The organism is Mesorhizobium sp. USDA 4132 (assembly GCF_056279545.1).
In genome coordinates this window covers 830364-850114 of the sequence record NZ_JBWCCP010000002.1, presented here as the reverse complement: position 1 = coordinate 850114, position 19751 = coordinate 830364, and the positions used below count along the sequence as shown (strand labels likewise).

Annotated in this window: 18 protein-coding genes and 1 pseudogene; 6 read left to right on the top strand and 13 right to left on the bottom strand. The window is 60.5% G+C overall.

Annotated elements, in window-relative coordinates; translation table 11 throughout:
• Positions 1–24 precede the first annotated feature (24 nt).
• From ACZ9IU_RS26695 to ACZ9IU_RS26680, 4 genes are all read right to left on the bottom strand, one after another.
• On the bottom strand, positions 25–972 hold the full coding sequence (locus tag ACZ9IU_RS26695; RefSeq protein ID WP_040124927.1) for an ABC transporter permease: 948 nt from the start codon (positions 970–972) through the stop codon (positions 25–27).
• Complete coding sequence (locus ACZ9IU_RS26690) at positions 969–1910, bottom strand: ABC transporter permease (RefSeq protein ID WP_040124928.1); 942 nt, start codon at positions 1908–1910, stop codon at positions 969–971. Before ACZ9IU_RS26690 ends, ACZ9IU_RS26695 begins: the two co-directional genes overlap by 4 nt.
• On the bottom strand, positions 1907–3370 hold the full coding sequence (locus tag ACZ9IU_RS26685; RefSeq protein ID WP_040125810.1) for a sugar ABC transporter ATP-binding protein: 1464 nt from the start codon (positions 3368–3370) through the stop codon (positions 1907–1909). The genes ACZ9IU_RS26690 and ACZ9IU_RS26685 overlap by 4 nt, the downstream gene beginning before the upstream one ends.
• Before the next feature lie 87 nt (positions 3371–3457).
• Positions 3458–4474 (bottom strand): ABC transporter substrate-binding protein, encoded by a 1017-nt coding sequence (locus tag ACZ9IU_RS26680; protein ID WP_040124930.1) that lies wholly within the window; start codon positions 4472–4474, stop codon positions 3458–3460.
• Positions 4475–4714: 240 nt separating this feature from the next.
• Between ACZ9IU_RS26680 and ACZ9IU_RS26675 the strand changes: the two genes are divergently transcribed.
• Together ACZ9IU_RS26675 and ACZ9IU_RS26670 are read left to right on the top strand one after the other, a co-directional pair.
• The gene (locus ACZ9IU_RS26675; RefSeq protein WP_040124932.1) at positions 4715–5953 is read left to right on the top strand and encodes a GAF domain-containing sensor histidine kinase; all 1239 of its coding nucleotides are present in this window, start codon (positions 4715–4717) and stop codon (positions 5951–5953) included.
• Positions 5950–6666, top strand: coding sequence for a response regulator transcription factor (locus ACZ9IU_RS26670; protein WP_040124935.1), 717 nt, complete (start codon positions 5950–5952; stop codon positions 6664–6666). The genes ACZ9IU_RS26675 and ACZ9IU_RS26670 overlap by 4 nt, the downstream gene beginning before the upstream one ends.
• Positions 6667–6689: 23 nt before the next feature.
• On the opposite strand, the gene ACZ9IU_RS26665 is transcribed toward ACZ9IU_RS26670, so the two are convergent.
• The 5 genes and pseudogenes from ACZ9IU_RS26665 to ACZ9IU_RS26645 all read right to left on the bottom strand — a co-directional run bounded on the left by ACZ9IU_RS26665 (position 6690) and on the right by ACZ9IU_RS26645 (position 11746).
• Entirely contained in the window at positions 6690–8780 is a 2091-nt protein-coding gene (locus tag ACZ9IU_RS26665) for a carboxy terminal-processing peptidase (protein WP_040124936.1), read from the bottom strand.
• Between the two features lie 178 nt (positions 8781–8958).
• A complete protein-coding gene (locus ACZ9IU_RS26660) occupies positions 8959–9693 on the bottom strand; it encodes an SDR family NAD(P)-dependent oxidoreductase (RefSeq protein ID WP_157885311.1) in 735 nt (244 codons plus the stop codon).
• Positions 9694–9719: 26 nt separating this feature from the next.
• Entirely contained in the window at positions 9720–10082 is a 363-nt protein-coding gene (locus ACZ9IU_RS26655; protein WP_040124940.1) for an NIPSNAP family protein, read from the bottom strand.
• A 90-nt stretch (positions 10083–10172) separates the two neighbouring features.
• Positions 10173–11044, bottom strand: a pseudogene (locus ACZ9IU_RS26650) (SDR family oxidoreductase).
• A gap of 42 nt (positions 11045–11086) precedes the next feature.
• Positions 11087–11746 carry an O-methyltransferase gene (locus ACZ9IU_RS26645; protein WP_040124944.1) on the bottom strand — a complete coding sequence of 220 codons (660 nt, stop codon included), beginning with the start codon at positions 11744–11746 and terminating at the stop codon, positions 11087–11089.
• 92 nt (positions 11747–11838) lie between these two features.
• On the opposite strand from ACZ9IU_RS26645, the gene ACZ9IU_RS26640 reads away from it, so the two are divergent.
• The 3 genes from ACZ9IU_RS26640 (at position 11839) to ACZ9IU_RS26630 (ending at position 14245) form a co-directional block, all read left to right on the top strand.
• Complete coding sequence (locus ACZ9IU_RS26640) at positions 11839–12483, top strand: TetR/AcrR family transcriptional regulator (RefSeq protein ID WP_040124946.1); 645 nt, start codon at positions 11839–11841, stop codon at positions 12481–12483.
• 110 nt (positions 12484–12593) lie between these two features.
• Positions 12594–13352, top strand: coding sequence for an SDR family NAD(P)-dependent oxidoreductase (locus ACZ9IU_RS26635; protein ID WP_040124947.1), 759 nt, complete (start codon positions 12594–12596; stop codon positions 13350–13352).
• A gap of 50 nt (positions 13353–13402) precedes the next feature.
• A complete protein-coding gene (locus tag ACZ9IU_RS26630; protein WP_437179066.1) occupies positions 13403–14245 on the top strand; it encodes a sigma-70 family RNA polymerase sigma factor in 843 nt (280 codons plus the stop codon).
• Between the two features lie 220 nt (positions 14246–14465).
• On the opposite strand, the gene ACZ9IU_RS26625 is transcribed toward ACZ9IU_RS26630, so the two are convergent.
• From ACZ9IU_RS26625 to ACZ9IU_RS26610, 4 genes are all read right to left on the bottom strand, one after another.
• Positions 14466–15425 (bottom strand): aliphatic sulfonate ABC transporter substrate-binding protein, encoded by a 960-nt coding sequence (locus ACZ9IU_RS26625; protein WP_040125811.1) that lies wholly within the window; start codon positions 15423–15425, stop codon positions 14466–14468.
• Between the two features lie 58 nt (positions 15426–15483).
• Positions 15484–16254: an ABC transporter ATP-binding protein gene (locus ACZ9IU_RS26620; RefSeq protein WP_040124951.1), complete on the bottom strand. Its 771-nt coding sequence runs from the start codon at positions 16252–16254 to the stop codon at positions 15484–15486.
• Complete coding sequence (locus tag ACZ9IU_RS26615; protein ID WP_040125812.1) at positions 16251–17003, bottom strand: ABC transporter permease; 753 nt, start codon at positions 17001–17003, stop codon at positions 16251–16253. The genes ACZ9IU_RS26620 and ACZ9IU_RS26615 overlap by 4 nt, the downstream gene beginning before the upstream one ends.
• A 103-nt stretch (positions 17004–17106) precedes the next feature.
• Complete coding sequence (locus ACZ9IU_RS26610; protein WP_040124953.1) at positions 17107–18543, bottom strand: sulfatase family protein; 1437 nt, start codon at positions 18541–18543, stop codon at positions 17107–17109.
• A 154-nt stretch (positions 18544–18697) separates the two neighbouring features.
• Between ACZ9IU_RS26610 and ACZ9IU_RS26605 the strand changes: the two genes are divergently transcribed.
• On the top strand, positions 18698–19726 hold the full coding sequence (locus ACZ9IU_RS26605) for a LacI family DNA-binding transcriptional regulator (protein WP_040124955.1): 1029 nt from the start codon (positions 18698–18700) through the stop codon (positions 19724–19726).
• Positions 19727–19751: the final 25 nt, after the last annotated feature.

Below are 19751 nucleotides of genomic sequence, written 5' to 3'. Positions count from 1 at the left end.
GGAGAGGGTCCGATTTGAGTTTGTTCATCGGTTGGATTGACGGCCGCCGGCAACCAGGATGACGGCGATGATGATGAGGCCGGTCAGGATGAGGCGGAACCCGGCACCGAAGCCATAGGTGTTCAACATCGACACGACAAGGAACATGAAGAGCGACGCGCCCCAGATGCCGGGGATGTTGGAGTTGCCGCCCGCGACCGCCGTTCCGCCGATCACCACGACGGCGATCGACATCAGCAAGTATTCCGAACCCATGTTCAGCGCAGCCCCGCCGGAGAAGCTCGCGAGCAGATAACCGCAGATCGAGGCCAGCACGGCACAGAGGATGTAGGTGACGAGCCGCGTGCCGTCGACTGGAATGCCGGTCATCCGGGCGGCGAATGTGCTTTGGCCGATCGCCGAGATCCAGCGGCCATAAATGGTCTTTTTCAGCAGAACCCACGCGACGACCGAGAGGATCAGGGCGACGATCGCAATGTTGGGGATGCCGAACAGGCTTGAGGTCGTGAAGCTCGCCAGCACTTCCGGCGGTTTGATGCGTAGGCCGCGGTTCGCCCAGATGGCTGTCGATTGCACGATGAAACTTATGGAGAGGGTCGCGATGATCGGCGGGATGCGCAGCAGTTTTATCAGCGCATAGTTGCCGATGCCGATTGCGAAACCCAGCAGGATCGACGTCAGCAGGCCGACGAGGATCATGCCATCCTGCACGTCCATCAGCTTCAGCGCCAGGGTTCCGGAAAGCGTCATCGTGGCGGGCACGGAAAGATCGATATTGTCGGGACCGAGGGTGATGACGAACATCTGGCCGATGCCGACGATGACCGAGAAGGCCGCGAAGGTTAAGGCTGCCTGCGACAAGCCAAGCGAGCTTGCGCCGCCGGTAAAAAGAACGGTGACGACCCAGACGATAACCGTGGCCGCGAAAGACCAGATCCAGGGCTTGGTAAACAAGAGGCGTGCGGCGGTCATCGGCCCTTCTCCCGCTTTTCCAACCGGTTCAGGAAAAGGCGAAGCGCCAGCACGACGATCAGGATCGCGCCCTGCGCACCGATCTGCCAGTCGGGCGATATGCGCATGAAGGAGAGGAAGGAGCCGGCGAGCGTGAGGGTCAATGCGCCGATAACGGCGCCGATCGGCGAGACCTTGCCGCCGACGAATTCGCCGCCGCCGAGGATGACGCCCGCGATCGACAGCAGCGTGTAGCGCAGCGCGATATTCGCATCCGCCGAGGTCGTAAGGCCGACGAGCGTGATGCCGGATAGAACGGCGAAGAAGCCGGCCAACGCATAGGTTCCGGCGCGGATGCGGATAACCGACCAGCCGGCGCGCTCGACCGAGCGGACATTGCCGCCAATGCCGCGGATCAGCACACCGACGGAGGAGCGCATGATGACGAAATGGGTGACCGCCGCGATGACGATGCTGGCGACGATCGCCATCGGCACAAAAGGAGGCCGGGAGGTCATCAGCCAGCGGGCCCAGATCGGAGCCTCGCCACCGGGAGACGGCAGCATAAGGACCGCAAGCCCGCCCCAGACGAAGCTCATACCCAGCGTCACGACGATCGAGGGCAATTCTCGAACATGGATGACAACGCCGATCACGGCATAGGCCGCAATGGCGCCCAGGAAAATCAACACGCCGATTGCCGGGGACGCCTGCAGGAACGTCGCCGTCACGCAGGCGCAGAAGCTGACGAAGGCGCCCATCGACAGGTCGAGATCGTTAACCGCCATGATCAGCATTTGCGCCACCGTCGCGAGCGCGATCGGCACGGCGAGATTGAAGAGCAGGTTGAGGCCTGTATAGCTCATGGCGCGCGGCTGCATGTAGAAGACGGCGGCGAGCAGCAGCGCCAGCGACGCGGCAGGGATGATAAGGCGGATCGTGCCGGAGGATATCTTCATGCCGCCTCGCCTGCGCTGAAGGAAGCCTCGAGCACGTTTTTCTCGGTGATCTCGTCGCCCGCGAGTTCCGCGACGATGGCGCCTTCTCGAAAAACGTAGACCCGGTCGCAGAGGCGAATTTCGTCCATTTCCGTCGAATACCATATGAAGGTGCGGCCGGTGGCAGCCTCAGAGCGCAGAATGTCATAGACTTCCTGCTTGGTGCCGACATCGACGCCGCGCATCGGATCGTCCATCAGCACGATCCTCGCGGTCGTCGCCAATGCACGGGCGAACAGCACTTTTTGCTGATTGCCGCCGGAAAGCGACAGGATGCGGTTTTCCATATCCGGCGTACGGATCTCGATACGCTTCTTCCAGCCGTTGCCGAGCACGCCTTCGCGGTCATGGTCCACGATGCTCCGGGAACAAATATCACCAAGCGAGGCGATGCTGAGATTGTTCAGGATGCTCCAGAGCGGGAATATTCCGTTCAGGCTGCGGTCGCCTGCAACGAAGGCGATGTCCTTCCGGCGTGCCGGCCACCAGTTGCTGTTGCGCGAGAGATAGAGATCAAGAAGCGTTTCCGTCTGGCCATGTCCTGCGAGACCGGCAAGACCGATCATCTCGCCGCGATGGGCTTGAAAGGCAAGACCGTGACCCCGTCGCGGCGGCATGGCAAGCACCGGCGCACCATCACGCTTGTCCACCGCGCGCTGCCATTCCTGCTCGCGTACCACGTTGCCCATGGCTTCGACGAGGCTACGGGTACTGAACTCCGAAGCGGAGCGGTCGGCGACGACGCGGCCGTCCTTCATCACCACGATGCGGTCCGAGGTGGAGAGGATTTCGCCGAGGATATGCGAGATCAGCAGCACAGATCCCCCTTCCCCGACGAACTTCCGAATATAGGCCATGAGCTGCGCCGCCAGCCCTGCGTCGAGCGAAGAGGTCGGCTCGTCGAGAATGACGAGCTTTGGCTTTTCGTTCAGGCCGGCGAAGCTGATGGCGATCTCGACCATCTGTCGCTCGGCGATCGAAAGGTCGTCGATCGTGCTGTCGCAATCGATGCCGTGGCCGGGGAAAATTTCCCCCAATTGCTGTTTGACGAGGGCGACTGCCCTGGTGCGCCAGTTCCAGCCGGCGAGTTCCGCGTGCATGACGCGGGCGTTCTCGTTGACGGTAAGGTTGGGGCAGAGCGACAATTCCTGGAAGACGCAGCGAACGCCTTTGGCTCGCGCAGTCGAGATGCCATGTTGGGCCGTAGCACCGCCATAGCTGACTTCGCCCGCATGCGGGTTCAGGCTGCCGTTGATAACGTTGACGATGGTGGACTTGCCGGCGCCGTTGTGGCCCACGAGGCCAACGCATTCCCCGCAGTGGATGACGAGATCCGCTCCGTCCAGCGCCTTGACGGCGCCGAAGGTCACCTTGACGCCGCGCGCCGCGACCATCTCTCGTCTTGCTGTTATTTCATTCATGCGGAACACGTCATCGATGATCTGGGCAGGGCAATGCGGAGGCACGGCACCTGCTGGCGCCGTGCCCTGTTGTGTGGGAGGATCAGCTCACTTGGCGCTGCTGATGACTTTCTGGGCGTCTTCCAGCGAATATTCGACATTGGCGACGCCGCCCTTTTGGGTACTGGCGAGGTTCGTTTCGAGATTGGCCTGGTCGATGCGCAGGAAAGGAACAACCAGGTCCTTCTTCACCTGCTTGCCGTCAAGGATCTGCTGCGCCACCCAGAAGGCGAGCGTCGAGACGCCGGGCGCGATCGAGACCGACATGGTCTCGTAGCCGTTCTTGTCTTTCTGCTGTTTCCACCAGACGAGTTCGTCCTCGCGGTTGCCCATAACGATGGTGGGGGTCGGTCGGTTCGCTGCGGCGAAGGCCTGTGCCGCACCATAACCGTCGCCACCCTGGGTCACGACTGCCGTGATTTCCGGCAGGCTCGGAAGGATGCCCGCGACTGCGCGTTGCGCGACATCCTGAGCCCAGTCGCCGTTGACGGCACCGACGATCTTGAACTGCGGGTTTTTCTGAGCGCCCGCCTGGATGCCAGCGTGGATTTCATCGTCGACCGAAACGCCGGCGAGGCCTCGGATCTCCAGAAGGTTCCCACCCTTCGGCATCTTCTTGGCGAGGTATTCGACCTGGCTTTCGCCCATCCCCTTGAAGTCGACCGCGATGCGCCAGGCGCAAGGTTCGGTTACGATGCCGTCGAACGAGACGACCGTGATACCGGCGTTGCAGGCCTCCTTGATGGCGCCGTTGAGGGCGGTCGGCGAGGCGGCATTGATGACGATCGCATCATAGCCCTGCAGGATCATGTTCTGGATCTGCGCGGCCTGCTCGGTCGCCTGATTTTCTGCGGTCGTGAACGGATCGGCAGCGGCGACGATCTTCTTTGCGACGGCGTCCTTGGTGATCTTGTCCCAGCTGGTCAGCATCGCCTGCCGCCAGGAATTGCCGGCATAGTTGTTGGAAAGGGCAATCTTCTTGCCCGAAGTTTCGGCCAGGGCAGAGAACGGCCCGGCAACGCAAGCGATAGCGACAGATGCGAAAAGCATCTTTCTGATGATCATGATTTCCTCCCTAGAGTTCCCAACGGGGTTCTCCTCGGGCCGCTCCTCAACGGTGGCCGAAGATAGTGTTTGCGCTGAGCCCCGTTTGCTCAGTAGGAGGAGAATGGAGGAGAAATCAGATGTTGTATAGGCGCATACAAGCAACCTTTCTGCGGGTACTCGCGCAAAATATGCGGGTTCCCGCAAGACAAGAACCACAACGAAGCGTCTAATGGTTTCAAGGACTGGAGGAGGTCCGTCATGCTCAATCGGGCGCGAAACGCGTTGTTCGACCGCTATCTCGGCATCTCCCGGCTTCTTGCCGGCCAGCTCGATTTTAATGCTATCATCCAGGCAGTGGCCGCCGAGATCAGCCACATCATTCCGCACGACCATCTCGACGTCTGCATCAAGATGGTGGATGGCAAATATCACATCGCTTACGAAAGCGGACTTGCGACTGCCTGGAGCCAGCAGCCGCCGGCGCTTTTGACCGGCAGCCCGATCCGCACGCTTTTGGCCGGAGAGGTGGATTTCCTTTTGTCGCCCGACGCCTGTGCCGACCCGCGCTTCCACTTCGAAGGCGCCTTTTCGAGCCCGATTATCGCGCTTTCCTTGAGGAGCAGGCTGCATGTGCCGCTCAAGGTCCAAGGAGATATCATAGGTGCCTTGAGCTGTTCCAGTCATGAACGTGACAGCTATTCGATGGAGGATGTCGAGAACGCCCGTTCGATCGCCGACCTCTTGGCACCCTATTTCTTTGCATTGAGGGCGGCCGAGCAGGCCAAGCGCTCGGCGATCGTCGAGACGGAGGCACGCGCCCGCGAGGAAGGGCTGCGGCTGGGAGCGCTGAAACTGACGGAGGCGCTGGAGGCTGAACGCCAGAGGATCGGCATGGACCTGCACGACCAGACGCTTGCCGACCTGACGCGACTCTCACGGCGCATGGAGCGGCTGTCGAGGCTGGCGGACATGCATGGCGACGCGCTCGAACCGCTCTGTCGCACCCTGCAGCAATGCATGCACGATCTTCGTGAGATCATCGAGGAGGCCAAGCCGACCGTGCTGCAGCTGTTCGGCGTCGCCGAGGCGATCGAGAACCATCTCGAGCGCTCGGTGCGCGAAAGCGGGCAGCCAATCGAATGGCGGATGATTGACGAAAGCGACGGAGCACTTGTTGACCTCGACCAAACCGTGGCGACGGCCCTGTTCCGCATCGTCCAGGAAGCCGTCAACAACGCCATCAGGCACGGCCAGCCGAAAACCATCCTGGTGCGTCTTGCGAGCCGCAAGCGGATGCTTTCGATCGAGGTGGACGACGACGGCAATGGCATCTGCAGCCCGCAGGACAAGGCGGGCCATGGGATCGACAACATGAAGACACGGTCGCGGCTCATCTCCGCGCGGTTCGAGATGGGCGGTCATGCCGACCGTCGCGGCACATCCGTGAAGGTCACCCTCCCCGTCGGGCCGAAGCGCCTGGTGGAGGCGTCGACATGAGGGTCCTGATCATTGAGGACGACCCGCTGCACCGGTCCTATCTGCACGAGGCGGTGCGGGCAGCACTGCCGGAATGCGACACGGTCCTGGAGGCGGACAACGGCCACACCGGCGAGGTGCAGGCGCGCCAATCGCGGGCCGAACATGTGGTCATGGACCTGCAGATGAGCGAGCGGAACGGCATCGAGGCGGCCCGCACCATCTGGCGCGAGCGGCCGGACACCAAGATCCTGTTCTGGTCGAACTATTCCGATGAAGCCTATGTCCGCGGGGTGGCACGCATCGTTCCGGAAGGTGCGACCTATGGGTATGTGCTGAAATCAACCTCCGACGAGCGGCTAAAACTGGCGCTACGCGGCGTCTTCATGGAGTCGCAATGCGTTATCGACCGCGAGGTGCGTGGCATCCAGCAGAAGAGCCTCGGCAATGCGCATGGTTTAAGCGATGCGGAATACGAAATCCTGGTGGATGTGGCGCTCGGCCTGACCGATAAAGCGATCTCCCAGCGCAAAAGGCTCTCGCTGCGGAGCGTCCAGAACCGTCTCCAGCAGCTTTATGAAAAGCTGGATGTGTACGAAGTGCCGGGCGACGGACCGGAGGGCTGGTACAATCTCCGCATGCGGGCCGTTGCCGTGGCGCTGCTTCGTAAGGTGCTGAACGCCAGCGCGCTCGAAAGGGCCGAACGCGAATTGCGCAATTCAGGCGGGAATTAAGTGGCGAGGCGGCGGCCCGCCTTTCACCGAGTGCCGGGCTTTGACGTGCCCTGCAGCAAATCCGCTTCATCGGCTACAATCGAGGCAGCTTCGTTCTGCAGGACGTCTTTGGCGTTCTTGCGGGCGTTTTCAATAGCAAGATCAGCACTCAGGCTACGCTCGTTTGCTTCCAGGCCATCGTCTCCACTGCGAGCCAAACCGTCGTTTGTTTGCTCGCGCGCCTTGAGACGGGCTGCCAAGGCAGTCAATTCGTTTTGACGTTCGGATTCATTGAGAGAAATGACGCGCTTTTCGCGCTGCGCCTTCAATTCGGCGGCGTCCTCGACAAAATGCTGGAAATTCCGATCGTTTTGCACCCGAGCATCGTGGCGGCTTTTTAGCTGCGGCAGCAGTGCCGCCATATTGCCCGCGGCCGTATACTTCGCAGGCTTGATCTGGGCCCATGGCAGCGCGTTGTCATAACTCGCCTCGCCAAGGGTCTTAGGGTCCGAAAGGCCCGGCAAGCTGATATCGGGTGTCACACCCCGCAACTGTGTCGTCCCACCGTCGACGCGGAAAAACTGTGCAATCGTCAATTTCAGCTCGCCGAATTTCGGCTTGCTGTTGTGGGCGACATTGTCGAGATTGATGACGGTTTGCACGGTGCCCTTGCCGAAACTAGGCTCGCCGACAATCACACCGCGACCGTAATCCTGTATCGCTGCAGCAAAAATCTCGGAGGCCGACGCTGAACCGCGATTGATCAGCACACCGACCGGACCTGTCCAGGCGGGCGCGGATAAATCATCGCTTTCTACCTCGACCTTCCCTTCGGCGTCGCGTTGCTGAACCACCGGGCCTTTGCCGACGAACAGGCCTGTCAAATCGATCGCCTCGGCCAATGATCCTCCTCCATTATCGCGCAAATCGATCAAAACGCCGTCGACATTTTCCCGCTTGAGTTCGCCAAGAAGCTTGGCAACGTCGCGGCTTGCGCTTCTATAGTCCTTGTCGCCCTTGCGCCGCGCGTCGAAGTCCTCATAGAAGACCGGCAGGGTAATCACCCCAATTCTGCGCGCCGCACCGCGGTCCTCCACGGATAGGATGGCCTTTTTCGCGGCCTGTTTTTCGAGGCTTATTTTGTCCCGCACCAGGCTGATGACGCGGTGGCTCTCGCCGGCGTCTGCCGGCAGGACGTCCAGGCGCACGACGGAATCTTTGGTCCCGCGTATCATTTGCACGACTTCATCGAGGCGGGTGCCCACGACTTCTTTTACGGTGCCATCCTCGCCCTGACCGACCCCGATAATACGATCCCCGACCGCCAGCTTTCCGGACAGTTGCGCGGGCCCGCCCGGTACGAGCTCACGGACCGTCGTATAGCCATCGCGTTCCTGCAATACCGCGCCGATACCAACCAGCGAAAGCTTCATCGAAATGTCGAAGTTGGCCGAAGCGGCAGCACCGAAATAATCCGTGTGCGGATCAACCGACGTGGTGTAGGCGCCCATGAATGACTGGAAAACGTCGTCGCTCTTGTATGTGTAAGCACGCTCGAGGATGTTCTGATAGCGCTTGTCGAGCGTCTCGCGAATTGCCGCATCGGCTTTGCCGGCCAGTTTCAAACGCAGCCAATCGCCTTTGACGCGTTTACGCCACAGCTCGTTCCTTTCCTGCTCCGACTGCGGCCAGGGTTCTTCGTCGCGGAGAAAAGAGTAGCTTTCCCGCACGCTGAAATCGAAGTTCTGCTTGAGCAAGCTGCGCGCATAGGTCATGCGATCGACAACGCGCTGCGCATAGACATTAAAAATCGAAAACGGAATATCCAGGTCTTCCTGGACGATGGCATCATCGATCTTGGCGCTGCCAGCCATGAACTTGTCGATGTCGGCTTGCAGGAAGAGCATGCGGTCCGGATCCAGGGACTTGATGAACCGATTTATGATCTTGACAGATAGCGCATCGTTGAGCGGAACCGGCTTATAGGCATATCGCGTCAGCAATTGCGCGCTCAAATGAGCGGCTTGCGCTTGGCCCTGCAGCGGCGACAAAGCCGGCGGCGGCCCAACTTCCAGCGCATATGCCGATGGCGCAATTGCAAGGAATATGCCGAGGAAACCGTAGTGAATGCGCATTCGACTTTGATCCCATTTGCAACGTCGAGACTATAGTGTTGGGATCTTGGTGCAACAATTATGGCGTTTTGGCAACGATATCCGCGAAAGGTGCATCCGCCACGAAAACACTGGCTCCCGGCGATCGCTTGATCGCCGACACGGGCTCCGGCGCCAGGTCCGCCTTTGAGGGAAAGAATTACGCGCCGCTTCTCGTTCGGCCGCCATCCACATGAATGATCTGCCCGGTAATAAAGCCCGCTTCATCGGAGACCAAAAAAGCCAGAGCGTCTGCCACGTCCCTGGGCACGCAGGCGCGCTTGATGGTCTGTTGGGATATGATCCGCTCCATCATTTCGTCGGCGGACGGCCCATCCAGGGGCAGGCGCCCGGCGAAACCCTCCGTGAGAACGACGGTCGGAGCGAGCGAATTCACCGTGATGCCCCTGTCTGCAAGTTCGTTGGCGAGTGCCTTCGTGACAGCGTGAACGGCGCCCTTGCTGGCAATGTAGGCGAGGTCGCGCGTCTGAGGGTGAAGCGTCACGGCAGATCCCGTCGTTACGATTCTTCCCCAACCGGCAGCAGCCATCGCCGGGACAAATTCTCGGGCGAAGTGGACAATGGATTCGACATTGATGGCGTGAACGCGTCGCCAGACCTCGGAAGTGACGGTCTCGAGCGTCGTGATAGGCATATAGGCGGCGTTATTTACAAAGATATCGCAGCAACCGAACAGGTCGAGAACGGTCGATGCAGCGCCTTCAACGTTCCAAGGTTCGCTGACATCGCAGACGAGTGCATATTTCTGTCCGTTGCCGGAAAGCGACCGCAGGAGTGGAGTTGCGTCGTCCCTGTCGATGACCACGACGTTGGCTCCGTCCGCCGCAAGGCGTTCGCAATAAGCCCGGCCTATACCGCGGGCGCCGCCGGTCACGACGGCAGTCTTTCCTTCGAGTGACATCACAGATATCCTCCCGCTGAAGGCAGGCCGTCGAGCCCGCGCAGAAGAACGGTCTCGACCTTCTTCACGATGACGCGGTCCTGTCGGATCCGTGCAAGCCCTTCCTGCCACCGTGGATCCGCATGAAAGCTATCCCAGTTGCTCTGGACATCTTCGAGCCTCGAATGGCTCGATATCTGGAAAAGCCTGTCAGTGGTTTCCTCCGTCCAGAAGCCTACCGGCTCGATGCCGAATTCCGGCATCATGGGAAGGGCGAGTTCGGCAAGGACCTGCAACAGGGTCTCCATCTCGCCCTCGAGGACGTCATAGATCCGCAGGTCATACGCGCCGACCGTAGCCAATTGTGTGATCGTGTCGTTCATCGTCTTTCCTTCTTTGACTTGGACCGCGTTGGCTGACGTGAACGCTTACGGTGCAGAACCCGCCTTCGAGGCGCGGGTTCTGCATTTCAGTCAGCCTGCGTAATATTCCGGGCGACCGAGGTCGCTGAGAAGGCTCACCTCCCGCGGCTGCCAGCCGAGGAGTGCGCGCGTCCTCGCGCTGGAAGCCGCCATGTCGCTTCCCGCGAAATGGGCGAACCAGCCGAAATGCTTGCGCGGCCGGGACTCGACCGGAAGACCAAGCGCGGCTCCGATCGCTTCGGCGATCTGCCTGAAGGGCACGCTCTCTTCTGCGACCGCGTGATAGACCGCCTCCGTGACGCCTGTTTCCAGTGCAAGGCGATAGACGCGGGCGGCGTCACGACGATGAGTGCCCGACCAGCAATTGGTGCCGTCGTCGACATAGGCGGAGACGCCTGTCTGACGGGCGAAACGGATCAGGGTCGGGACGAAACCATGATCGCCAATTCCATGCACCGAAGGCGCAAGGCGCACCGTGGCCGCCCGCGCACGCCGCGCTCCGCGACAGATCGCGCCGCGACCTCCGATTTGCGCGGAAAGGCCGGGTTTGGAAGATCGGCTTCCGTCGCCCCGCGGGGCAGGCCCATCAGACCGGAGGTGACGATCAGCGGGCGGCTGCTTCCCACCAACGCCTCGCCGAGGGTTTCGATCACGCGCCGGTCCTGCTCGACATTCTCGAGGAACTTGGACAAATCGTCGTGATTGAAGGCGGTATGGATGACGGCGTCGGCCTTTGAGGCCGTTGCGCGCAGGAGCCCAAGGTCGTCCAGCGAACCTTCGACGGGGGTCGCGCCGATGGCGGAGAGCGTGGCTGCCTTTCCGCTTGAACGGCAAAGACCGCTCACCACATGGCCGGCACCGATCAGGTCCTCGACAACCGCAGAGCCGACCCAGCCGGTGGCGCCTGTAACGAATACATGCATTTTCATTCTCCTATGGGTGGTTTGTTGGCGTGGGTCTCGGCATCAGCCCAGGCGGATGGAAAGCTCGATGCCCTCGGCGACCTGGATCGAGAGGTAAGAGGCGGTCTGCGAGCGGACGTGTTTCAGGTATTCCGGGCTGAAGTCGACGTCGTCGGCAAGGACAAGCGCGCCGGGCCTCAACCGATCCTCGACCAGGGCGAGTACGTCTTCATAGAGGGCCTTGGCGCCGTCGAGCACGAGCAGGTCGATGCCTTCCGGCAGATCGCTTGCAAGCGTCTGAAGCGCGTCGCCTTCGCGCACCTCGACAAGATCCGAAAGCCCTGCTTCGGCAATGTTCCGGCGGGCGCGCGCCACCTTGGACGGCTCGAACTCGGTGGTGATGATGCGACCTCCGCCGTTGTCGCGGAGCGCGGCTCCGAGGAACAGCGTCGAGACACCGAAAGAGGTGCCGAATTCGACGATGGTTTTTGCTTTCATGCTCCTCGCAAGCATATAGAGAAGCTCGCCCGTCTCCCTGGATACGGGCAGCCAGAGGTCTTTCAGCCGGCTATAGAGGTCGAGATATTCGGTCTTGCTTGTCAGCAGGCGGTCGCGTTCTTCCTCCGACATTGCTGCCATGGCGGGGCTGGTAGCGGCGTCGGCCTGCTTGAAGAGGCGGTCCAGCAAGGGAGCGAGCGGAGCGCTCAAAAGGGTGGAATTCATGATCAGAACCGTTCGTGTTTGCTTATGATTGCGTTGAGCCAGAAAATACGATTAATTAGTCGCGTTTGCTAATCGCTTTACGGGGCTGAGACATGAACGACCGGGCAAGCTATTCAATTTCCTCGAGAAAATTGCCGAAGCAGTCCCGCTCGGAAGAGTTGGTGAAGGCAATTCTCGAGGCTGCCGTTCGCGTTTTGGCTGAGGAGGGCGCGCATCGCTTCACCACCGCGCGGGTGGCTGAGAAGGCCGGCGTCAGCGTCGGCTCGCTTTACCAGTACTTCCCCAACAAGGCCGCTATTCTGTTTCGTCTGCAGAGCGACGAATGGCGGCAGACCACCAGCCTGCTGGGCGATATCCTGGGCGACCGCTCGATGCCGCCGCTCGCCAGGCTCCGCAGGCTTGTCCACATGTTCATTCAGTCAGAATGCGACGAGGCTGCGGTTCGCGTTGCGCTGGACGACGCTGCACCGCTCTACAGAGATGCGCCGGAGGCTTTGGAAGCACGCGAGGCGGGCAGCCGTAACATTGACGCTTTCATGACAGAGGCGCTGCCACGGTCTTCGGAGGCAGTCCGTAACATGGCTGGTGACCTGATTTTCACGGCAATGAGCACCGTCGGGAAAGAGTTTTCCGAGGCACAGCATGACGCGGCGGAGATCGAGGGGTTCGCCAATGCAATGGCCGACATGTTCGAAGCTTATATGCGCAAGCTCGGGGGTGATGAACTTTTGCCATAGGCGCTGCCGTGTGGACGTGGAAGTCTCCGTGATCCCGAATTCTATCAGCGGCTGACTCTTTTCCAGAGCCTCGATCGTCTTTGCAATATCGAAGCAAAGGAGCAGGACTGATGAGTCTCAAGGGTAAGAATGTCGTCGTCACCGGTGGAAGCCGCGGGCTCGGCCTGGGGCTGGTGGAGGCACTTGTTGATCAGGAGGCAAGGGTCACGGTTGTGGCGCGTCAATCCGATGCGCTCGAGGCTGTCCGAACCCGACTGGGCGTTTCGACGATTGCCGCCGATGCCAGGGACGAGGCCGCCGCACACCGTATCCTTGCGGACGTTCGGCCGGATATACTTGTGCTGAACGCCGGAGCGAAACCGCCGATGGAGCGATTGGACAAGATCAGTTGGGCCGATTTCACCGCGACCTGGGAGCACGACGTCAAAGCCGGGCTACACTGGCTGCAAGGCGCGCTGAACCTGCCGCTCGAACCCGGGACCCGGGTTGTCGTCGTGTCGAGTGGCGCGGCCGTCGATGGATCCCCGATGTCAGGCGGCTATGGCGGCGCCAAACGCATGCTTTGGTTCATGGCCAAATATGCCAATCGGGTTTCCGAGCAGAGGCAGCTTGGTATCCGTTTCCAGGCAATCCTGCCTCGGCAAGTGATTTTAGGCACCGGCATCGGTGACATCGCCGCCAGCGCCTATGCCCGGGCCATGGACACCGAACCCGAAGCATTCGTGGCGCGTTTCGGGGCGCCGATGCCACCGAGGCTCTTCGGCGAAAACGTGGTGGCCGTGCTTGACAATCCAGCTTATTCTGATGGGTTCGCATTCGGATTGTCTGGCGACAAGGGTGTGGACGTAATGGAAAGGTTTGCGGATTGAGTGCTGGATTGTCGGAACCGGACCGCGGCACACGAGCTGAGTTCGCAGTCTTGGCCGAGGCATTGCGGCCGGAGTTACATCGCTATTGCGCCCGCCTCATGGGATCGGTGATCGATGGCGAGGATGTCGTTCAAGACACCTTTGCCAAAGCTCTTGTTGCCCTTGAAGACCTGCACGAGGCGCCGCACCTGCGGGCTTGGTTGTTCAAGATCGCCCATAATCGCGCCTTGGATTTGTTGCGCGGCCGGGCGATCCGTGCCGCGGAGCCCGTCGAGGCCGCGGAAAACGTCGTCGACGAAATCAATCTCGATCCCTTGGAGAGTCTCATGCATGAAGAAGCGATGCACACTGCGGTGTCGCGGTTCCATGAACTCCCTGTCCTGCAGCGCAGCGCCGTTATATTGAAAGACGTGCTCGACGAACCTTTGGCAGAGATTGCCTGTTTGCTCGGCATCACAATTGACGGGGTGAAGGGGCATCTGGCGCGGGGACGTGCGCGGCTCCGGGAGATCAATGCGCAAAGCATCCCCCTTCCGAACCGGACGGCCCCCTCCCCTGCCGTGGTGCGCTACGTTACGTTGTTCAACCAGCGGGACTGGAATGGTCTGCGCGCGCTCCTCGCCGAGGACGTGAAACTCCGGCAATCCTCGCATCCGCTGCGCTCCGGCGCTGCAGACGTCGGTCTGTTCTTCACGATCTACGCCAAGTGCGACGGAATATGGCTTGTCCCGGCCTGGCTGGAGGGCCGGCAGGTCATCGCCGTTTTCAGCGCCCAAGGCGACCCAAAACCGACCCACCTCATGTGGTTGGAATGGAGTGGCGAACGGATCAGTTTTATCCGCGATTATCGCTACGCTCCTTACATTGTCGATGATGCGGAGCTGGTGTTCTGATCCAGCCCAACCCGATTTTCGCCCGTCCGCCGACGTCCATCCCGAAAGCGGTGTGAAACCATCACAACATGCATCTTTCGGGATGGTCCATCGATGACATCGACAGCTACGAGGGAGCCACTGCGTAAAGGCGCTGATCCCTCCTTGATCCGATCAGGCGGCCACGAGCCGCCTTTTCACGACATTGCGGCCGGTCAACCAACAGAGGAGCAGATGAGGCTCAAGCGCTGGTGAACAGATCGCCCGTATAGAACTGTTCCGGGGGCAACGGATCCTTCACCGTGCCGAACTCCTGAAACATCTTGTTGAAATCCGCCAGCCACTTGTTGACTGTGCCGTCCCTTGTGAAGGCGTCCAGTTCTCTGCTTGTCAGCATCTTGCGGCTGCGGGCGACCTTCTCGGTCGCATCTGCCGGGGCATTGAGGAAGGCCGTCGTAATCTGAATGGACCGGTCGATATTCGCGGCGCGGTAATCCATCGCCTTTTTCATGACACGCAGGAATTTCTTCACGAGATCCGGGTTCTGCTGGACGATTTCGTTGCGGGCGACGAAGGTGTTGATGAACGACGTCTGCGGATAGAAATCCTGGTTGGACGCCAGCTCCTTCATATCCGGAACGCGCGGTTTGATCGTGTCGATCAGTGGATACCAGATACCGGCACCATCAATCTGCTTTGACGTGAACGCGGAAACGATCGTTGCAGGATCCATCGGCACGACCTGAATGTCGCCGACCGTCATGCCTGCCTTGGTGAGCGTCATGCGGAGGATCATATCGCCGGACGTGCCCTGCGGCACTCCGACCTTCTTGCCTTTCAGATCCTTGATCGTGCCGATATTGCCCTGCACGATGACGCGGTCGGAAAATCCGATATCGTTCACGCCGACCACTTTGGCTCGACCGCTCGCTGGCAGCCAGAGCGCTCCGGGGCCGATCGTGCCGAAATTCAAGCTGCCGGCGCCCATCGCCTGGATCTGGATCGGACCGTTGGTGAAAACTTTGACCGACGGCGTGATACCTTCCGCCTCCCAGAGCTTCTGGTCCTGAGCGATTGCCAGGACACTGGCATTGGGAAAGTCGGCAATGTAGCCGATGGTCATGTCAGCGGATTGGGCGCTTGCCTTTCCGCCGATGGAAAATGCGCTCGCCGCGGCGGCGACCGCCGTCGTCTTCATCAGATTACGTCTCGTCAGCATGTTCATTTCCTCCCTGTAACAGCCGATGTTTTTGAAAGCTTCAGGCCGCGGCCGGATGGTAGACCGACCGCCACACCTCGTTGCGCAATGTCGAGAATTCGGGCGAAAGGCGCATCTCCTCGGTGCGCGGATAGGGCAGATCAACCGGAATTATTTTGTGAAGCCGGCCTGGGCGGGCAGCCATGACGACGACGCGGCTCCCCAGATAAACAGCCTCGTCGACGTCGTGGGTAATGAACATCACCGTGCGCCGCTCCTTGCTCCAGGTGGCCAACAACTGATCCTGAAGCTGCACGCGGGTCAAAGCATCCAGCGCGCCGAAGGGCTCGTCCATCAGCAATATCTTCGGATTGACCGCATAGGCCCGCGCAATCGCGCAGCGCTGCTTCATGCCGCCGGAAAGCGTCTTCGGCAAGGAGTTCGAGAAGTCGCTCAAGCCCACGAGGCCGATGAAATGGTCCGCGATCTTGCCGCGCTCCGCCTTCGGGTGACCTGCAATCTGCAGGCCGAACTCGACGTTCTGACGAACAGTCAGCCACGGAAAGAGCGCGTATTGCTGGAAGATCACGCCACGTTCAGGCCCCGGTCCCTTGACCGGCACGTTATCCACCAGCACCTGTCCGGACGACGGGTTGGTAAGGCCTGCCGCGATATTCATGGCTGTCGACTTGCCGCAACCGGACGGGCCGACCACGGTGATGAACTCGCCATCCTCGATATCGAGGTTGAGCCCCTGCAACGCGTTGAAGGAGGTCTGCCCCGCAATGCTGAAAGTCTTGGTGACGCTTTGGAACGAGATTTTTGTGTTCATAGCTTTTCCTGCCAGGCGGTCAGCACGCTATCGGTCGTCTGAACGATGCGGTCCATGATGAGACCGAGCACGCCGATCGCGATGAGGCTGACGAAAATCGTCGGAAGATCGTAGTAGAGCTGCGCCTGCTGCATGCGGAAGCCAAGGCCCGATTGCGCGGCGATCAGTTCGGCCGCGACGACGGTTGCCCAGGACGACCCGAGGCCGATGCGGACGCCGACCATGATGTAGGGCAACGAGGCGGGCACGATAACTCGCCGGAAGATGGTGAAGTCGTTGGCACCAAGCACGCGTGCGGCGTTGATCAGCGTTCTATCGACGTTGACGACGCCCTGATACGTCGCCACGACGCTCGACAGGAAGGACGCCAGGAAAATGACGAAGATCTTCGGTGTTTCATCGATGCCCATGGTGACGATCGCCAGGGGGATGATGGCAAGCGGCGGGATGGTGCGGAAGAACTGCACGTAAGGCTCAATGATGCCGCGGGCAATGCGATACCAGCCCATCAGGAAGCCCACAGGGATTGCCACCGCGATGCCGAGCGCAAAGCCGGTAAAGACACGGCCAAGGCTCGAAATCGCATCCGACCACAAAAGCCCGTTCTGCGCCTGGATCACCGCCTGCTTCGCCACGGCAAGAGGCGTCGGCAGGCCGACCACCCCCTGTGACGTCACGACGGCCCAGAGAATGATGCCGACGGCCACGGCGGCGATGTTGACCGCCAACATTGCGATCGAACCGGACATGAGAGACGGCCGGCTGGCCGGCTCGGGCTTTTCTTCGCTCGTTGTGATGGACAAGGTCATGTCTCCCTCCGGGAAGCTGATCTGTCCCGGCAATATCGATGGCTCATCGCGCACCCGCCATGACGTCACGCGTCTTGAAGTTGGATTCGATCAGCCAGTCGCGCATAACATCCAGAAGCTCGTGCTTCCGTTCCGTATGGGCCGGATCGCTCCAGAGGTTCCTCACCTCCTTCGGATCGTTCTCGAGGTCGAACAGTTGTCCATCCTCAGAGCCCTTGAAGTGGACGAGCTTCCACCGATCGCTCCTCACGCCGGTCATGAACTCGACGCCACCGGCCATCGCCACGTCGCCGATCTGTTCGCAGAACACGTGGTCGCGCGGCGTCCAGTCCTTGCCTTCGAGCGCCGGCTTAAGGCTTTTTGCTTCGAAGGTTTTCGGCGGCATAATGCCGGCATATTCGAGGATGGTCGGGCCGAGGTCGAAGAGCTGGCAGAGACCGTCGACCGTGCGGCCGCCTTCGAACCGGCCGGCCGTCGACCAGATCACGGTCGGCACGCGGGTGACGACGTCATACATCGACCATTTCTGGATCAGGCCATGCTCGCCCAGGCATTCGCCGTGATCCGAGGTGAAGATGACGATGGCATCTTCGAGATAGCCGCGCTCCTGAAGTGAACCGAGCAGTTCGCCGACCTTTTCATCGATCAGCGTGACATTGCCGAGATAATGCGCCCAGAGCCGCTGCATCTGATCTTCAGACGGGTCGAGGCTCCAGACGACGGAGTCGTGATCGACCTCCACGTCGTGCTGGCGCTTGTCCTTCAGCTCCTGATGGAGGGAGCGCAGCTCTTCTTTCGTCGGCCTTGGCAGCGGCAGATCGTTGCGCCTGAGATACGGCTCGGTATAGCGCGCCGGCGGATCGAACGGTGGATGCGGCCCGGGGAAACCGACCTGCAGGAACAGCGGCTCGGTCGTCGGATAGGTCTCGACCCACCACTTCGCCATATTGCCGACGAAGGCGTCGGAATGCAGCGCCTCGGGCAGTTTCCAGTCGAAGCAGCCCAGCCTGTCGCGATAGTCGTCGAGCTTACGGTAGTGTTCGCGCTGCTGTTTGACGAGGCCATTGGCGGCCAGCGCCTTGTCCCACTCGTCGAAATACCAGCGGCCTTCCATATAGCGATCCTTGTTTTCCACGACGTAGCGCTCGTGGAAACCGGAATCCGAATTGTAGGGGATTGTATGCATCTTGCCGACGTTGACGCAGCGATAGCCGGCGTCACGTAGCTGCTCGACCCATGTCCGCTGCCATGCCTGGCCGTTGGCCAGAACGCCCGTCGTATGCGGGTAGTAGCCGGTAAACAGGCTTGCGCGCGAGGGAACGCAGCTTGGCGCATTGACGTGGCAATTGGTAAGCGCCACGCCTTTTTCGACAAGTCCATCAATATTGGGGGTCACGGCATAGGGGAACCCGAGCGCCGATATCGAGTCGTAGCGCTGCTGGTCCGTCATGATCAGAATGATGTTTGGCCTTTCAGCCATATACTGCTCCTCCGCGTCGCCGATAGCTGGCTTTCGCCTGCCGTGTCAGGCGAAAGAACGACTTCGGTCCCTCTTTCGCTTGCCTCCATTTCAAAAAGATGGCATAAAGTTACCGTTAACGCAACGATCACTCATGGGATTTTTTTGAGCTGAGATGACGATTGAACTTTCCGACAAGGTAGCCCGCAACGTCCCGACCCTTGCTTCGATCGCCGAACGGGTGGGCGTTTCAGTCAATACCGTCTCGCGCGCCTTGCGCGCCCCGCACACGGTCCGCATCGAACTTCGCCGCCAGATCAATGCTGCGATGGAGGAGCTGAATTACGTGCCGAACCGGCTCGCCGGCGGGCTTTCGGGCACGCGCTCGGACATTGTTGGCGTTGTCGTCACCTCACTCTACTATTCCGAATTCGCCAACATCATCGATACGCTGCAATCAGCTTTGCTGGAGCATGACCTGCAGGTCATGCTCGCCAATACAAGGTACAATGCCGACCAGGAGCTGCGTCTCGTCCGGTCCATCCTGAGCTGGCGGCCGGCGGCCGTTGCCATCATCGGCGTCGACCATCCCCCGAAAGTCGTCGAGCTTCTCAAGGCAGCCGACATCCCGATCATCGAGATGTGGGACACGGGCGGTGAAGTGATTGATACCGCCGTTGGGTTCGATCATGCACGTGTCGGCGCAGCGCAAGCCAACCATCTCATAGGTCAGGGTTATCGGCGCCTGGCTTTCGTTGGCAGCGTTCGCGAAAACGATAAACGCGCCCAGAAGCGTTTGAGCGGGCTGGAAGCTGCGGCAGCGACGGCCGGCCTCCCCGACATCGTCAAGCATACGGCGCAGCAAGGCGGCAGCCCCGAACTCGGGGAGCGGCTTGCAACCGAGCTTCTGGAACGCCATCCCGAGATCGACGCAATCGCCTGCAACAGCGATGTCGTTGCGTTTGGCGTGCTTCGGGCACTGCGGAAACTCGGCCGGCGCGTTCCCCAAGATATCGGCGTTGTTGGATTTGGAGACAACGAGGCGGCGAGCTGCGTTAGTCCCTCCCTAACGACGGTTCGCCCTGATCGCGAGCGTATTGGCAAGCTGACGGCCGAGGCGATCGTCGCACGGATCAACGATGCCAAATCATACACCGCACCCGTCGAATGGGAGCTTATCGTCCGGGAAAGTACAGTTCGATAGCTCCCGGCCATCCAAGGCGGTTGAA

Coding starts and splice junctions, on each gene's coding strand:
- ACZ9IU_RS26695 (WP_040124927.1), bottom strand. CDS start 972: ATGACCGCCGCACGCCTCTTGTTTACCAAGCCCTGGATCTGGTCTTTC.
- ACZ9IU_RS26690 (WP_040124928.1), bottom strand. CDS start 1,910: ATGAAGATATCCTCCGGCACGATCCGCCTTATCATCCCTGCCGCGTCG.
- ACZ9IU_RS26685 (WP_040125810.1), bottom strand. CDS start 3,370: ATGAATGAAATAACAGCAAGACGAGAGATGGTCGCGGCGCGCGGCGTC.
- ACZ9IU_RS26680 (WP_040124930.1), bottom strand. CDS start 4,474: ATGATCATCAGAAAGATGCTTTTCGCATCTGTCGCTATCGCTTGCGTT.
- ACZ9IU_RS26675 (WP_040124932.1), top strand. CDS start 4,715: ATGCTCAATCGGGCGCGAAACGCGTTGTTCGACCGCTATCTCGGCATC.
- ACZ9IU_RS26670 (WP_040124935.1), top strand. CDS start 5,950: ATGAGGGTCCTGATCATTGAGGACGACCCGCTGCACCGGTCCTATCTG.
- ACZ9IU_RS26665 (WP_040124936.1), bottom strand. CDS start 8,780: ATGCGCATTCACTACGGTTTCCTCGGCATATTCCTTGCAATTGCGCCA.
- ACZ9IU_RS26655 (WP_040124940.1), bottom strand. CDS start 10,082: ATGAACGACACGATCACACAATTGGCTACGGTCGGCGCGTATGACCTG.
- ACZ9IU_RS26645 (WP_040124944.1), bottom strand. CDS start 11,746: ATGAATTCCACCCTTTTGAGCGCTCCGCTCGCTCCCTTGCTGGACCGC.
- ACZ9IU_RS26640 (WP_040124946.1), top strand. CDS start 11,839: ATGAACGACCGGGCAAGCTATTCAATTTCCTCGAGAAAATTGCCGAAG.
- ACZ9IU_RS26635 (WP_040124947.1), top strand. CDS start 12,594: ATGAGTCTCAAGGGTAAGAATGTCGTCGTCACCGGTGGAAGCCGCGGG.
- ACZ9IU_RS26620 (WP_040124951.1), bottom strand. CDS start 16,254: ATGAACACAAAAATCTCGTTCCAAAGCGTCACCAAGACTTTCAGCATT.
- ACZ9IU_RS26615 (WP_040125812.1), bottom strand. CDS start 17,003: ATGTCCGGTTCGATCGCAATGTTGGCGGTCAACATCGCCGCCGTGGCC.
- ACZ9IU_RS26610 (WP_040124953.1), bottom strand. CDS start 18,543: ATGGCTGAAAGGCCAAACATCATTCTGATCATGACGGACCAGCAGCGC.
- ACZ9IU_RS26605 (WP_040124955.1), top strand. CDS start 18,698: ATGACGATTGAACTTTCCGACAAGGTAGCCCGCAACGTCCCGACCCTT.